Origin of the sequence: Geminocystis sp. NIES-3708, from assembly GCF_001548095.1 — a bacterium.
Lineage (GTDB): Bacteria > Cyanobacteriota > Cyanobacteriia > Cyanobacteriales > Cyanobacteriaceae > Geminocystis.
Window position 1 is genome coordinate 1,238,572 of sequence record NZ_AP014815.1, and the last position, 16,603, is coordinate 1,255,174.

10 protein-coding genes and 1 tRNA gene are annotated in these 16,603 nt (G+C 33.1%); 4 read left to right on the forward strand and 7 right to left on the reverse strand.

The features are described from left to right. Positions 1–52 precede the first annotated feature (52 nt). Both GM3708_RS05370 and GM3708_RS05375 read left to right on the forward strand, forming a co-directional pair. Positions 53–6,922, forward strand: coding sequence for an Hpt domain-containing protein (locus GM3708_RS05370; RefSeq protein ID WP_066344723.1), 6,870 nt, complete (start codon positions 53–55; stop codon positions 6,920–6,922). Positions 6,923–7,046: 124 nt separating this feature from the next. Beyond that, positions 7,047–7,119 (forward strand) — tRNA-Glu (locus GM3708_RS05375). 234 nt (positions 7,120–7,353) lie between these two features. Here the strand turns inward: GM3708_RS05375 and recA are convergent. The 4 genes from recA to GM3708_RS05395 form a co-directional block, all read right to left on the reverse strand. Then, a complete protein-coding gene (recA, locus tag GM3708_RS05380) occupies positions 7,354–8,424 on the reverse strand; it encodes a recombinase RecA (RefSeq protein WP_066344724.1) in 1,071 nt (356 codons plus the stop codon). Between the two features lie 153 nt (positions 8,425–8,577). Then, entirely contained in the window at positions 8,578–9,033 is a 456-nt protein-coding gene (locus GM3708_RS05385) for an NUDIX hydrolase (RefSeq protein ID WP_066344725.1), read from the reverse strand. A gap of 151 nt (positions 9,034–9,184) precedes the next feature. Then, positions 9,185–10,564, reverse strand: coding sequence for an argininosuccinate lyase (gene argH / locus GM3708_RS05390; RefSeq protein WP_066344726.1), 1,380 nt, complete (start codon positions 10,562–10,564; stop codon positions 9,185–9,187). 202 nt (positions 10,565–10,766) lie between these two features. Continuing rightward, positions 10,767–10,949: a hypothetical protein gene (locus tag GM3708_RS05395; RefSeq protein WP_066344727.1), complete on the reverse strand. Its 183-nt coding sequence runs from the start codon at positions 10,947–10,949 to the stop codon at positions 10,767–10,769. Positions 10,950–11,117: 168 nt separating this feature from the next. On the opposite strand from GM3708_RS05395, the gene GM3708_RS05400 reads away from it, so the two are divergent. After that, positions 11,118–12,323 carry an HhoA/HhoB/HtrA family serine endopeptidase gene (locus GM3708_RS05400; RefSeq protein WP_066344729.1) on the forward strand — a complete coding sequence of 402 codons (1,206 nt, stop codon included), beginning with the start codon at positions 11,118–11,120 and terminating at the stop codon, positions 12,321–12,323. 206 nt (positions 12,324–12,529) lie between these two features. After that, the gene (locus tag GM3708_RS05405) at positions 12,530–13,621 is read left to right on the forward strand and encodes an RNA polymerase sigma factor, RpoD/SigA family (protein WP_066344730.1); all 1,092 of its coding nucleotides are present in this window, start codon (positions 12,530–12,532) and stop codon (positions 13,619–13,621) included. A gap of 169 nt (positions 13,622–13,790) precedes the next feature. On the opposite strand, the gene GM3708_RS05410 is transcribed toward GM3708_RS05405, so the two are convergent. From GM3708_RS05410 to GM3708_RS18935, 3 genes are all read right to left on the reverse strand, one after another. Beyond that, on the reverse strand, positions 13,791–14,012 hold the full coding sequence (locus tag GM3708_RS05410) for a hypothetical protein (protein ID WP_066344731.1): 222 nt from the start codon (positions 14,010–14,012) through the stop codon (positions 13,791–13,793). 180 nt (positions 14,013–14,192) lie between these two features. Beyond that, the gene (locus GM3708_RS05415) at positions 14,193–14,771 is read right to left on the reverse strand and encodes a CPBP family intramembrane glutamic endopeptidase (protein WP_066344732.1); all 579 of its coding nucleotides are present in this window, start codon (positions 14,769–14,771) and stop codon (positions 14,193–14,195) included. A 285-nt stretch (positions 14,772–15,056) separates the two neighbouring features. Then, positions 15,057–16,496, reverse strand: a complete 1,440-nt coding sequence (locus GM3708_RS18935; RefSeq protein ID WP_066344733.1) for a C1 family peptidase — start codon at positions 16,494–16,496, stop codon at positions 15,057–15,059. Positions 16,497–16,603 lie beyond the last annotated feature (107 nt).

Consider the following 16,603-nt stretch of genomic DNA (forward strand, 5'->3'; position numbering starts at 1 on the left):
TCTCTTCCTAATCTTCTAATAACCTTGTCAACCTCTCTTGTAATTTACGATCATGAATCCACTAAATCAAGCATATCAATTATTTATTGACGAAGTACCTGAACATTTACAAGCCATTGAAAACGGTTTACTTAATTTACGAGAAAATAAGACTACTTCTAGTGTTCATGCTATGATGAGGTCGGCACACTCCATTAAGAGCGGTTCAGCTAGTGTTGGTTTAAAAGGCATTAAAGATATTGCTCATAGGTTAGAAGATTATATTAAAGCCCTTTATAATGATGAGCTTGTCATTGATACAGAGTTAGAAGATTTATTTTTAGAGGGTTATGATTGTTTAGCATTACCTTTACGACAACAATTAGAAACAGGTAATTTTGATCGTCAAGAGGCACAAAGTAGAGCCAATGAGGTATGGCAAAAATTAGAATTAAAATTAGGGAATACCCTTAAACAAGTCGAAAACTATCTTCCTTCTTCCGAAGATTTAGGTATTGATATTATTGCTTCTATTTTTGAAGTGGATGTTGCCCAAGAAATTCGCCGTTTAAAAGGTTTAGTTGCTTCTCCTGAAAGTTTTAATCCCCCCCAAGAATTACAAGAATCCCTTGATATTCTCATTGGTTTTAGTGAATTAGTCAATCTTTCGGGTTTTTCTTTACTTACGAATATTACTCAACAAGCCTTACAAAAACATCCTGAAAAAGCTATTACCATTGCTAAATTATTTGTTCAAGATTTAGAGAAAAGTAGGGATGTAGTATTATTAGGCGATCGCACAGAGGGAGGCAATCCTTGTTCAGCATTACTTACTTTAGCACAAGACACCAGTGCAGAAGTTGAACTTAATCTCATCGAAGAATTAACTCATAACTATCAAGTTACATTTAGCATAGAAGATCCAAGTTATCAATTTTTTATTGCTGAAGTACCTGATTTATTACATAACCTTGAAAGTGGATTACTCACCGTCAAGGAAGATAAAAGTATTTCTAAAGTTAATGATATGATGCGATCGGCACACTCCATTAAAGGTGGTGCGGCTAGTGTGGGTTTAGAAAGCATAAAAAATATTTCCCATAAATTAGAAGATTATTTAAAAGCCTTATTTGATGAAAGTGTGATAGTGGATGATGAACTAGAAACCTATTTATTAGAAGGATTTGATTGTTTAAAAAATGCCTTGAATGAACAAATAGAAACAGGAAATTATCAAAGAGAATGGGAAGAAAATGCTTCTATGATTTGGGATAAACTAGGACAAAAATTAGGACACATTCAAGTTAATGATTATTTACCCTCATCAGCAGATTTAGGCATCGATTTAGTACAATCTTTATTTGAAGTTGATATTCTACAAACTATTGAACATCTCAAAGAAAATCTCAATCAATTACCCATTATCGAGTTACAAGAAGATGTGATTTTACAGTTAGAAATGTTAGTTGGTTTCAGCGAAATGACCAATTTATTTGGTTTAAAAAATATTGCGGATACAGTTTCTTTAGCTATCCAAAATTATCCCCATCGTATTCAACAAATTACTTCTTATCTAATCAATGATTTAACAGAAGCTAGACAACAAGTCTTATCAGGTGATAGAGAACAAGGAGGTAAACCCTGTACTATACTCCAAGAATTAGCGGGGATATTAGACATAAATGAATCGAAAGAATCAACTCTTGATTTTGGTGATTTAGCTCAAGAGTATAACCATGATGAAACTCTGAATAACAGAATTTTACCAGAAGAAGAAAAATTCAATAGGTCCAATACTTTAAATGAAGGAATAGAAACACCTTCAGAAAACGCTCAGATATGGGCTGAAAATATTGAATTTAGTGATTTAATTAATGAAAATGAGAATTTTGACCTCAATGATGATTTCATAGCCTTAAACAACAATAATCAAGGAAATGAGTCAACAAATTTTGATAATTCAGAAATTAATAACCCCGAAAATTCTCAGATATGGGCTGAAAACATTGAATTTGGCGATTTAATTGATGAAAATGAGAATTTTGACCTAAATGATGATTTCACAGCCTTAAATGATGCACCTATCGAAGAAGATAATCAACTAGATTTTTCCTCTTTAGCTGAAGATTATCAAGAAAAAACTTCAAATACAAATAATTTTGATGATTTAACAGATTTTGTTTCTTTTATAGAGGATTCAGAAGAAATTGTGCAAAATGGTGAAATGGCTTCAGAATTTGATAATTTAGAACCATTTATAGATAATTTCCCTATAGAAAATGAGGGTATTAATTCAGAAGGGGATAACACTCTAACACAGCAACAAGAATTACAAGCTCAAGCCTATATCTTTTATCTTGAAGAAGCAGTGGATTTAATTGCACTTATTGATAATGGTTTAGAAAATGCTTTAGAAACAAGAGATATAAATGAAGTCAACGAAGTAGCAAGAGCGGCTCATTCTCTAAAAGGTGGTGCAAGAAGTGCAGGTTTAGAAGATTTGGGTAACATTGCTTTACGGGTAGAAAAGAGTTTAAAAGCCTTATTTAACGAAAATATTCCCCTTGATGATGAAACAAAAGTCTATATTCGTCAAGTTTATCAATTATTACGTCAACCTCTTGTAGCAAGACTAGAAGAACAAGATTTTGATGAAAAATTTGCCTTAGAATCAGCAAACGAACTTTGGGCAGAGTTTGAAGACAAATATGAAGAAGAAATTGCTAAATCTGAAGAATTTTTACCATCTTCTAGTGATTTAGGTATTGATATTGCCACATCTATTTTTGAGGTGGATGTAGTAGAGGGAATCAATGCTTTAAAAGAAGCCTTAAATCAGGGAAATGAAACTGAAATGCAAGATTTGGTGTCCATGCAAATTGACATCTTTTCTGGCTTTGGTGAAATGTTGGCTTTACCCGGATTTGTCGCTATTTGTGAAACAGCAAAAAAAGCCCTTGAGAATAATTGTTCTCAAATTACTAATGTTACTCAAGCCTTTATTTATAACTTAGAAATTGCCCAAAACTTAGTTATGGAAGGTGATCGAGATTCTGGTGGCGAACCTAGTATAGAATTATTAAGACTTGCAGGAGAAGTCATAACAGAAAATCCCCCTGAAATTTCTATCAGAGAATATATAGAAGCTCCCATAGACACTACTGATCAATCCTATAGTTTCTTTGTGGAAGAAGCACCAGAGTTATTAGAAATTATTGAGCATGGTTTATTAACCTTAAGGGAAGAACGTAATACTGCCAAAATTCATGAGATTATGAGAGCAGCTCATTCCCTCAAAGGTGGCTCGGCTAGTGTAGGTTTAGAAGCAATTAAGACGATTTCTCACCAATTAGAAGATGTTTTTAAAGTACTTTATGATCCTAACATCGAACTAGATACAGAACTTGAAGGCTGGTTATTAGAGGGTTTTGACTGCTTAAGAAATGCTTTAACTCAACAAATCGAAACGGGAAGCTATAACCCTCAAGAAGCATTAACAATTGCTAATGAAATTTGGGAAAAAATCAATAGTAAATTGGGTTCAGCATTGAGTAGAGTCAATGATTATATTCCTTCTTCTAGTGATTTAGGTGTCGATATTGTCCAATCAATGTTTGAAGTTGACGTAGAAGAAGAGTTGCGTCGTTTAAAAGAAGTGGTAAAAAATCCTTCTTCTCAACCTCTTGCAGGAGAATTAAGAGCAACTTTAGAGGTATTTTCAGGATTCGGTGAAATGTTAGCTTTACCCGGATTTGCAGAAATCGCCAAGTTAGGTTTAATCGCCATCGAAAAAAATCCTTCTCATCCTTTAAAAATTATTCAAATTATTATTCGAGATGCTGATAATGCTAGAGATTTAGTTTTAAGTGGCGATCGCACTACAGGCGGAAAACCCAGTGAAGAATTAAAAAGATTTGCAGAAAATTATATTAGTGATAATGAGGAAGAAGAAAACTATTTATTAGACACAGAAGATGATAATATTGAGCAACAACCCTATCTATTCGATGTTTTCGGAGAATTAGAATCAACTACAGAGGAAGTTTTCACCATCACCAATGATGATAAGGAGACACAAACTAATAATCCTTCCTTAGAGGATGTGTTTGACTTTAACATTAACGATGATCAAATAGAAGCAATTCATCAAGCGATGTTAGAAGAAGATGATGATAATATTCCTAACCTAGAAGACATTTTTGAGTCTGAATTCACGGAAGAAGAAATCGAGCTTTTAGCCAAAGCTTCCGAGTTAGCTTTAGAGGACGACAAAAATAATACAATTCCTTCTGTCAGTGAAGTTTTTTCGAGTCTTGATATGTCAGTAGTTGACGACATAGAAGAAGAAGATATTGTTTTACCTTCCTTAAGTCAAGTTTTCTCCAATGTTGATATGTCGGTAATTAATGGGATGGAAGAGGAAGAAAATCAAGAAGAAGAAGATATTATTTTGCCTTCCTTAAGTCAAGTTTTCTCTAATGTTGATATGTCGGTAATTAACGAGATGGAAGAGGAAGAAAATCAAGAAGAAGAAGATATTGTTTTACCTTCCTTAAGTCAAGTTTTTTCTAATGTTGATATGTCGGTAATTAACGAGATGGAAGAGGAAGAAAATCAAGAAGAAGAAGATATTGTTTTACCTTCCTTAAGTCAAGTTTTTTCTAATGTTGATATGTCAGTAATTAATGGGATAGAAGAGGAAAAAAATCAAGAAAATACTCCTTCTTTAGAATCTGTTTTTCCATCAGAATCTTTAGCATTAGAGAAAGAAGCGGAAGAAATAATTATCAATTCAGTAACCCCTTCTGAAAATCTTGACGAAGTCATCAAATCCATTGGCGATGTTTATCAAAAATTGCCCGGATTGAAAACTCCAGAAGAAATCCAAGGTAACTATAATAAAAAATTTAAAAAAGTCCCCGAAAAACAAGCCTCAGAAACAAAAATTACCAGCACATCGACGGCTAAAACTAATTTAACAGTTAGAGTTGATTTAGAACGTCTCGAAAGAATGAATAATTTAATTGGGGAGTTGTCTATTAACCGTAATGGTTTATCTCTACAAAACAATAAATTACAAACTTCTGTAAAAGAGTTATTAGAAAGATTTATTCGTTTTCAACAAATGGCGAATAATTTGCGAGATTTATCCGATAAAATGGTAGCCTCTCCCGATAAATTCCGCGCTCGTAACGGGAAGATGAATAAGTCTTCTAATTTACCTTTTTCTGTCAGTGAAGATGGAGAGTTTAACTTAACCTCTGCCTTTGACTCTCTTGAAATGGATAGTTATGACAATATGTACTATGTTATTCAAGGGCTAATTGAGCAAATGATTCAATTAGAAGAAGCAGTGGATGATATTGCTTTATTTGCGGGGCAATCAGGGCAAACTGTCGAAAATCAGCGTCAAATGTTAAATCGTCTCCGAGATGAGCTGATGTGGGCGAGAATGTTACCTTTAGGAGAAGTTTTAAACCGTTTCCCCCGTGTTCTTCGAGATTTATCAGTGAAATATAATAAAAAGGTTAATCTCAAATTAAGCGGTACAAGTGTGCTGGTAGATAAAGCGGCTTTAGAAAAATTATATGATCCTTTAGTACATTTGATTCGTAATGGTTTCGATCATGGTATTGAAACCCCAGAAATCCGCAAACAAAGGGGTAAATCAGAAACAGGCATTATTGAAGTTAAAGCTTATCATCAAGGAAATCAAACCATTATCGAAATCAAAGACGATGGGGGTGGTTTAAACCTCAATAAAATTGGACAAAAAGCTATCGAACGTCAAATGTTGACTCCTGAACAATTAGCTGTTACAACTAAAGATAACCTATTAGATCTCATTTTTGAACCCGGATTTTCTACCGCCGCCTCCGTTACTGAAATTTCTGGGCGTGGTGTTGGTTTGGATATTGTTCGTTCTCAATTGCGATCGCTCAAAGGTACAATATCTGTCGATTCTGAAGCGGGATTAGGTACGACATTTATATTACGATTGCCTTTGACTCTAACCATTGATAAATTATTAGTTTTATCCGCCGAGAATCACTTCTATGCTCTTCCTTCGGACAATATTGAAGAAATTATCGTCCCTGAAGAATATCAATTAAAAACATCAGGAAATAAGCGATTCTTGCACTACGAGAATAAAGTTATACCCATTTATCCAATGATCGATTTATTGGAATATCGCTGTTATGTTGCTGATAACCCTAATACGAGTCTTGCCTTAGAAGTTTTACCAAGCCCGGAAGAATGGGGTAATCCTTTACTATTAATGCGTTTAGGGCAAGAATTATTTGCTATTGAAGTAGATCATCTTCTTAGTGAACAAGAATTAGTTATTAAACCTTTTGGTAGTGCTTTAACTGCCCCTAGTTATACTTATGGTTGTACTATTTTAGGTGATGGAACATTAATTCCAGTTATCAATACAGCTACTTTATTAGCCAACTTTTTGGATGCGACTCAACCCAAGGCATCTTTACGACGTGGAGGATTTAGCAGTATAAACATTGATAAAAATGAGAGTAAACCAATTAATGCTTTTCAGGCTGCTTCGGTATTAGTGGTTGATGATAGTGCAGCTATGAGAAGAACTTTAGCTCTTTCCTTAGAAAAATCAGGATATAGAGTGCTTCAAGCTAAAGATGGAAAAGATGCAATCGAACAATTACAACAAAGTTCTAATGTTAGTTTAATAATTTGTGATATTGAAATGCCTAATATGAACGGTTTTGAATTTTTAGGACAAAGAAGACGCTATCCTGATTTGAATAAAATTCCTGTGGCGATGCTTACTTCCCGTAGTAATGATAAGCATCGAAAATTGGCGACTCATTTAGGTGCAAATGCTTATTTCACTAAACCTTATATTGAACAAAAATTCTTACAATCAATTCGAGCATTAGTAGAACAAAAGTCTGCTTTGATGGTTTAGTTGAAAATTTTTGAGTTGTTGGAAAAAAAATGAGAAAATAGTTGACACGAATAAAAATATTGGTTATATTAATAAATGTGCGTTAAGTGAGAGAAAACAAAAACTCAATCTTAATTGAGCCTAAGCCCCCATCGTCTAGAGGCCTAGGACACCTCCCTTTCACGGAGGCGACAGGGATTCGAATTCCCTTGGGGGTATTAAAAAAAAGAAATAAAGAGTCTTATTAAGGCTCTTTTTTTGTTGAAAAATTAAGATAACAACAAACCCTAGTTAACCTCAGTTCGACAGAAAAAAATGATGGAGACAAAAGCTGATAGCTACCTCCATCAAAAAAAAATACTTTTTCAGCAAACTTTAATTAACAAAATTTAAGTTCGATAAAAAATGGTATAAAGACGAAAAAGAAAGATAATTCATCAAAAACTTATTATTTATTCTTCTGCACTAAAATCAGCATCTTCAGAATCTTCAGTGGAAGTAGCAAAACTAACATTATTAATTTCTAATTCTGCTTTTACTTTTTGTTCAATGATAGCGGCAATTTCAGGTTTTTCTTCAAGATATTTGACGGCGTTATCTCTACCTTGAGCAATATTTTCACCATCGTAACTATACCATGCACCCTTACGACTAACCGTATTCGTTTTTTCCGCTAAATCTAACAAACAACCAACACTAGAAATACCTGAGCCGAAAATAATATCAAATTCAGCAATACGAAATGGTGGAGCTACTTTATTTTTAGCTACTTTTACTTTTGCTCTAATACCATATTCTCCTTCAGTGCCTTTTTTCAGGGTTTGAATACGACGAATATCCAGACGCACAGAAGCATAGAATTTTAATGCAGTACCACCAGTAGTTACTTCTGGGCTACCATAGCTAATACCTATTTTTTGACGTAATTGGTTAAGAAAAATGACTGTTGAGCCTGATTTACCAATGTTACCAGCAATTTTTCGCAGTGCTTTACTCATTAAACGGGCTTGTAAGCCTACTTGTAAATCTCCCATTTCTCCTTCAATTTCCGCACGAGGTACTAAAGCGGCAACAGAATCGACTACAACTATATCAACAGCAGAGCTACGTACTAATTGATCCACTATTTCAAGGGCTGATTCTCCGTTGTCAGGTTGAGCTACCAATAAGTTATCAATATCAACTCCCAAAGCCGCAGAATAATTAGGATCTAAAGCGTGTTCAGCATCTACAAAAGCGGCAACACCTCCCGATTTTTGTACTTCGGCTATGGCATGAAGTGCTAAAGTTGTTTTTCCAGAGCTTTCAGGTCCATAAATTTCAATAATACGTCCTTTGGGAAGTCCACCACCTAGGGCGAGATCGAGGGTTAAAGCACCACTAGAGATGGTTTCCACCTTCATTTTTGTGGCATCTCCCAGACGCATAATTGAACCTTTACCAAAATTACGTTCAATTTGTGTTAGTACCAGATTTAGGGCTTTTTCTTTGTCTGGATTTTGAGCCATTGTATTAGTAGCCATAAGCTGATTTTTAGATTAACTTTATAAACAATAATAATTTAATGAACTTTGATGTAACAAGATTTTTTTGGTACATAAGTATTGATATATTAACTTATTTTGAGGAGAATTTGATGTGTTTTTACAAAAAGTTATAATAATACTGGAAATAATTTAAGCGATAGTTGTTTTTTCGTCTAAATAATCTTGTATTTGGCGATCATGATCATGGGCTAAATTACCAAGGGGAAGATCATCAATGGCAAAGGCTTTTACTTCTAAAATTTCCCATGTATCTTTAACTATCATTTCTCCTGCAACTTTTATTTCTATGAGTATTGAGATAGAGTGAAGACGAGGATCTCGGTCAGGAGAGGAATAAACTCCGACTAAACGACCTATTTTGATTAAATTTAATCCTGTTTCTTCTTTTAATTCTCGATGGATAGTATTCGGAATATTTTCTCCCCAGTCAATCATGCCACCGGGTAAACTCCATTGATGGCAATCTCGACGATAAACTAAGACTATCCTTCCATCAGGTAATATAGGTATAAGGGTTATACCTAACACAGGATGGCGGAAAATAATTTTTAATACTCCCGATATAAACTGCCAGTTACGCCACACTATCTTGGATTTTAATTAATTTCGTTGTCATTATAACTTCATAATTAATTTTATTGGGAATAAGATTTTTTAGCGCAATAGGCGATAATTTTTAACTAATTTTAAAAGATATAATTTAAAAGCATTTTCTCTTACTATTTCCCTCCACAGATTACATTTTATTTTTAAGATTAGTGATCGCCTGTTTAATTTGTTCAAAACCAGTACCACCATAACTATTTCTAGCTGATACAACTTGTTTAGGTGCAATAGCCTGATAAATGTCAGTTTCAAAAGCAGGGTGTAATTGTTGCCATTCTTCAATGGTTAAATCTTTAAGTAGTTTTCCCGCCCCTAAACTTGTTTTAACAACCTTTCCGACTAAGTTATAGGCTTCACGAAAAGGAACACCTTTAGAAGCCAGATAATCAGCGACATCAGTGGCATTAGAAAAATCTTCGTTAACGGCTTCTTCTAAGCGAGAAATACGAAATTCTAATCCTTCTGATAATAAAATTGTCATAGCCGTCAGACAACCTTTAACGGTATCAACAGTATCGAAAATACCTTCTTTATCTTCCTGTAAATCTTTATTATAGGCAAGGGGTAAACCTTTCATTATAGTTAATAACCCTTGTAAATGACCGAAAACTCGTCCTGTTTTTCCTCTAACTAATTCGGGAATATCAGGATTTTTCTTTTGAGGCATGATACTTGAACCTGTAGAACAATTGTCTTTAAGGGTAATAAAGCTAAATTCTTGGGATGCCCATAAAATAAGTTCTTCACTAATACGACTCAGGTGTACCATGATTAAACTAGATGCACACAAAAATTCAATGGCAAAATCTCGGTCACTAACACCGTCTAAACTATTCTCATAAACTGAAGCAAATCCTAATTCTTTAGCACTAAAATGACGATCAATAGGAAATGTAGTTCCAGCTAATGCACCACAACCTAGGGGAGAAATATTCGTGCGATCATAAATTTGTGATAATCTTTCCCAGTCTCGTTGTGCCATTTGACAGTATGCCATGAGATGATGAGCCAAACTAATAGGCTGAGCTCGTTGTAGATGAGTATAGCCCGGAATTAAAGTTTCGATGTGATTTTCAGCATGATTTAATAATGCTTGTTGCCAATTTCTTAATAATCCTTGGATTTGTTGAATTTGATCCCGTAAATATAACCTTATATCAGTACCAACTTGATCATTACGAGAACGACCAGTATGTAACTTTTTCCCTACATCTCCTACTATTTCTGTCAAACGTCTTTCTACCGCAAAATGTACATCTTCTTGATCAACTCCGGGGTTAAAATTTCCATCTCGATATTCTTGGCGAATTTCCTCTAAACCTTTAATCAGAGTTTGGGCTTCTTCAGGAGTGATAATACCTGTATAACCAAGCATTTTAGCGTGTGCGATTGAGCCTGTTAGATCATATTCTATTAATTCAATGTCAAAACCAATACTAGCATTAAAAACGGCAATGACAGGATGTAAAGAAGTTTCAAAGCGATCGCTCCAAGTTTGTTTTTTAGTCACGGTGAATAATCTGTATTAATTATCTATATATTTTCTCGAAAGTGATTAGCAGATAGTATTATTAATTACATTTAACTCAGATGTTCTATTTAGTTTTAAATTAGTTTTTTCAACTAAAACAAATGAAAAACAGAGAAAAATTGATAGTTTCTCCACTTTGTTAAGATCATTTTATTAATCGTAGTTTTGTAACAAATCTAACTTAAAATCTAGTAAAATTAGCAAAAGTATAACCAAAAAAGACACCAATTAACAAAGCCCAAACCTGTCCTGATTCTATAAAATTTTTCCAAGCATCAGTAATTTGACCGATAATATCGGGATCTTTAATTATTTGAGCAAAAAATAGTCCATAACCAATAACATCATGAGTAGATAAATCCATTAAAGTATAGCCTCTTAAATATTATATCAATACTCAAATTATACTAAGATCTCGAATCTACAGCATAAATGTCGAAAAAAATAATTGTTAATTGTTTAGTTATGTTAGATTTAAAAAAGCTCTTATCTTCACTATCATTTGTCAGATTTTGGCATTGAATTAAATATAATGACTAAATTAGTGACTAAAATTGTTGTTTCCACTAGCTTTTTAATTATAGGTATCGTTTTTGGAATGTGGGGTAGTCGGATGTTTATTTCTTCTCAAGCTCCTTTAAAGTCTTCTATTAACTCTGAAACCCCTTTACTTCCGATTGCTAATCCTATTGCTTCTGTCAAAGAAAGTAAGATAAAACCTACACAAAATAACCATAATTTTATTACTCAAGCGGCTGAAACAGTGGGAGTTTCAGTGGTGAGAATTGATGCCACTCGTCAGGTAAGTTTAGATATTCCTACTAATTTTGATCATCCTCTCTTTCGTCACTTTTTTTCAGAACAAATTCCTGAAGAGCACACAGAAAAAGGTACTGGTTCAGGTTTTATACTCAAAGAAGATGGATTAATTGTCACTAATGCCCATGTCGTTGAAGGTGCAAAAGTTGTTTCCGTGGTGCTTAAAAATGGTCAAAGCTATGAAGGAAAAGTCTTAGGAGTTGATCCAATGACTGATGTTGCTATTGTTAAAATTACAGCTCAAAATTTACCAACTGTTACTTTAGGTAATTCCAAAAAATTAATTCCGGGAGAATGGGCGATCGCCATTGGTAATCCGTTAGGGTTAGATAATACTGTTACGGTAGGTATTATAAGTGCCTTAGGACGATCAAGTACGGAGGTAGGAGTACCAGATAAACGAGTAAAATTTATTCAAACTGATGCCGCTATCAATCCAGGTAATTCTGGAGGCCCTCTTTTAAATGCCAAAGGAGAGGTAATAGGAATAAATACGGCTATTCGTGCCGATGCCCAAGGATTAGGTTTTGCAATTCCTGTTGAAACAGCTTCTCGTATTGCCAATGAACTTTTGACAAAGGGAAAAGCATCTCATCCCTATATAGGAATTCAAATGATTACTCTTAATCAAGATACCATTAAAAATGGTCATATACCTCAAAATTTAGGCTTTAACATCGATACAGAAAAAGGAATATTAGTCGTAAAAGTTATCAGTAATTCCCCAGCAGAAAAAGCAGGTTTTTTGGCTGGTGATGTCATTTTAAAAGTAGATAATCAAATTGTAGTAAGTGCTTTAGATGTTCAAGAGCAAGTGGACTTAAGTATGATTGATGAAACTTTATTAATAGAAATTGATCGCCAAGGAAAAGCTCTAACTTTAGAAGTGAGCCCTCAAGATTTTCCTGGTGACTTTTAAAAGAAAATCTTAAGAAAATATATAAACAGGTAGAATTTATAGTCAAAAACCACTTTTATTAGCTACATTAGAATCTGTAGATTTGTTACGGTTTCTGAGGAAATATTTTTGGTATTAATCATCACAAAATTTAGTAATTAAAAGTGATTTATTTAACACCATGAGAATAACAAATTAAAAATGTGCCAAAAAAGAGGAGTTATAAAATGAATCAATTAAGCGATCAAATCGATTATCATAATGACTTAATCAAAGCTGAAATTGACGAAGAATTAAATCAAGTAGTTGCTCAATTTTCTATCAGCGAGGAGAGTAACCTCAAAAAAACTAGAGGAAATAAGCCAAAATTAGATGATTCTGTAGGTGCTTTTTTTAAAGAAATGGCACGTTATCCGCTATTAAGTGCAGAAGAAGAAATTGATTTAGCTTATGCCGTAAAATTTTTAAGTGACTGTGAGGAAAAACAACAAGAATTACATCGTCAATTAGAAAGAACTCCGGGTAAAATAGAATTAGCTCAAGCTATGGGGCTAGAAAATGAGCGTCAATTAGATAATCGTTTATATAAAGGTAGAGTAGCTAAACGAAAAATGATTCGCTCCAATTTACGTTTAGTAGTATCTATTGCCAAACGTTATCTTAATCGTGGTGTACCATTTTTAGATTTAATTCAAGAAGGTGCGATTGGATTAAATCGTGCCGCAGAAAAATTTGATCCCAATAAAGGTTATAAATTCTCTACTTATGCTTATTGGTGGATTCGACAAGCCATCACTCGTACTATTGCTAATGACTCTCGTACTATTCGCCTTCCGATTCACATTGTTGAAAAACTTAATAAACTCAAAAAAGCTCAAAGAGTATTAAAACAGAATCTTCAACGTCATCCCACAGAAACAGAATTAGCTGACGAAATGGGCATCAATAGCCAAGGTTTACATCAATTGTTACAGTTAAGAAGACAATCTCTTTCTCTTAATCACCGAGTGGGTAAAGGAGAAGATACAGAATTGATGGAATTACTAGAAGATACTAACTTACTTTTACCTGAAGAAAAAATGAGTGAAGTAATGATGCACCAAGAAATTGTATCAGTACTAAGTGATGTTTTGAGTGAAAGAGAAAAAGAAGTTATTGTTTTGCGCTATGGTTTAGCTAGTTCTAAAGCTCATACTTTAGAAGAAGTTGGCAAAATTTTTGAATTATCTAGAGAAAGAGTTCGCCAGATTCAAACTAAAGCAATGCGTAAGCTCAGAAGACCACAAGTAGCTAGACGCTTAAAAGGTTGGCTTATTTAAGGATTAAGAATTAACAATTAACAATAAATAATTTGGATTAAAATGAAAAATATTCTCTTTTTAACATCATTAATTTACACATTTTTTAAAGCAAATAAATTTCTTGTAGTTAATAAAATATAGAAATTATTTGACTTATTTACTGATAAATTTTATCATCAATTTGAGTTTATTGTTTTAAATTCTCTTCAGGAAAATCATCATCACTATCTCTTTTTTGCTGTGCAATTCCTTGATAAGCACAACCGATGACAAAACCCAAAATAGCACCTCCAGTTACAACAATTACTCTTCTATGTTCTCTGCCTGAAATATGATTTACAGCTAAGGCAATCATTGCTAGAATTGCCGCATTGACTATTCCTGAAAAGATCATCATTTTTATATTCATTGTTATTTTCTCCTGAATACTAAAGACTATTTAAGCTAAATAAAAAAAAATGAGTATAACAATAATAGAATAGTTCCAACAAATAGAATATGATTCATCCAGTCATCAAAATCCCAATCTTTAAACATAATTAATAAATTTTTTTTGATAAGTAAAAAAGATTATAAGTTAACATAACAATTATTTTGCTTCTGTCGTTCTTTTTTTTATTTTCCACATTAAACTAGAGAAAAAATTAGTCAAACTATGAGCAATAATTGGAACAAATAAATTATTGGTTATATAAACACTATAACCCAAAACAAAACCAACAATAATTGCCCACACTACATAATGCCAATTCTGAACATTACTTAAATGTAAGACACCAAAAAGAATACTAGAAACAATCACAGCAAATAAATCATAACCTAAAGCAGGAATCATTACTCCTCTAAATAATAATTCTTCACTTAATCCGGGTAATAAACCTAGCCAAATTAAATCAGAAAATACTAAGGGAGTTACAATTAACTCTAAATAGGCTTCTGCACTACGGCGATAATCTTCCCAAATTTGACTCAAAATTGAACTAGCACCAACTATACCAATAGCAATCATAACTCCTAGAAAAAAGTCTTCTAAATTAAACCTAATCGGTATTAAATTGATTGCTCCTAATTCACGCCAAAATTGGGCAATAATCAATAGAATTAGGGCAGTAACACCCATGAATATTAGAATTTGAATACGACTGAAAGATTCTGATTGATTACTCATGAATAGGAAATAGTAAATTAACTAATAAGTGTAACAATTGATATTAATTCTATCAAAATTGATTTTCTTCGTAATTCAGTTTAGCTAAATTTTGTTTTATAAATTATTAATTGATTAATAATTTTGGTAGCAAAAATCAATAACCGATTTGAAAATAAAAAAATGCCAATAAAATAGACTTCTAAAAAAGTCAAGCAATAAATAGCAAATAGAAAATAATTGATGATTTCTAAACAAGAATTAATTTTAAAATTTCCTTTTTAGAAATGTCTAATAAGTTTGGGCTTACTCATCTTCGTCATCTTCATAGTCTTCATCATCTTCGTCGTCTTCATCATCTTCATCATCTTCGTCGTCTTCATCATCTTCATCATCTTCATCATCTTCGTCGTCTTCATCATCTTCGTCGTCTTCATCATCTTGATAGTCTTCATTATCTTCATTATCTTCATCATCTTGATAGTCTTCATCATCTTGGATTTGCCATTTTTCCGTTAATATTCCTATGAAATTTTCTTCTTCTTCACTAAGATTATCTACTCCAATAATATCTTGAATATCATTTAAAATTTTTGCCAGTAAACCAAAAGAAAGATATTCTCCTAATAATTCAATAGATTCTTCTAAAAGTCTTTTATTTTTTAATTCTTTTTGACAATTTTTTATGATTTTAACCGCAGAAAGATTTATACCTAATTTGTCTAAAGTTTCTTCCATATAGGTTGAAATTTCTTCTATTTCATCATCACTAACCTCTCCATCAGCAGATGCGGCATTTAAAATAATTAAGGCAATGCGAAATTCTAAAGGATAATCTCCCATAGCTTCTAACATCTGCTGATAATCTTCATCTGTCATTTCTGCCAATTCTGTCTCAAAATCCCCTGTAATCGAAGAATCATCTCCCCATGTAGATTCATCAACCTCAAAATTAGTAAGTTGTTTAACAATCCAAGAATCATTAAAATTGTATGTAGAATTCATTAAATAATCATAGGGAATATAACAATAACCATTGTCTCCCCAATCATTTCCCCAAGAATTTCTAACAATAAAAATACGATCAGGATCTGAGTAACCTACGCATAACATAGCGTGTCCTCCATGTTTTTGCCTTGATACTTCACTTTGAGTGGGGATGGGAACTAATCCGGGTTTTCGATGAGCATCAAAGGAGTTATAAAGTCGTAATCCAAAAATAATCGGATAACCATTAGATAGTACTTTTTTCCATAGATTAAGATCTAATGATACCATTTGCATATCTTCAACAATAAAATATGATGCTTCTTCGTAGGCTTCCTCTGAAGGTTCATGATTAAATCTTTTTGGTTGATAAGGCCAAGTTGTTTCAGAACAAGCACCATATTCTTTTAAACTTTCAATAGCAGAGGAAATAACACAACCAGCATCTTCATCTTGAGTACCATCAATGTATCGACCGTTGTAATAAATAAACAGTCGGCTCACATCATAATCTTCAATACCTTTGTGACGTTTTACTAAATATTCATAAGCTCCAGCTACAGCATTAGCGGTACAACTCCCAATGCCTCCTTGATTTTCTACTGTTGTCATATACTTTCTCAAATCTACTCTCGGCGGAAGATTACTTATTTGTGTGGCAGAAAAATATTTAACCCCTGCTTTCGGAGGTGCGTAACGATAACCTCTTACATCTTTGGTTGAACCGTCTGCTTTACTAATATTAAATGTATTCACCATCACTTAATCTTTTACCGATTTTAAATTTAGATAACAGAATTATAAAAGAATTTCACATTTTTTTCTCATGAATAAATATTGATTAATCTTAAAGAGGAATTTCTGAA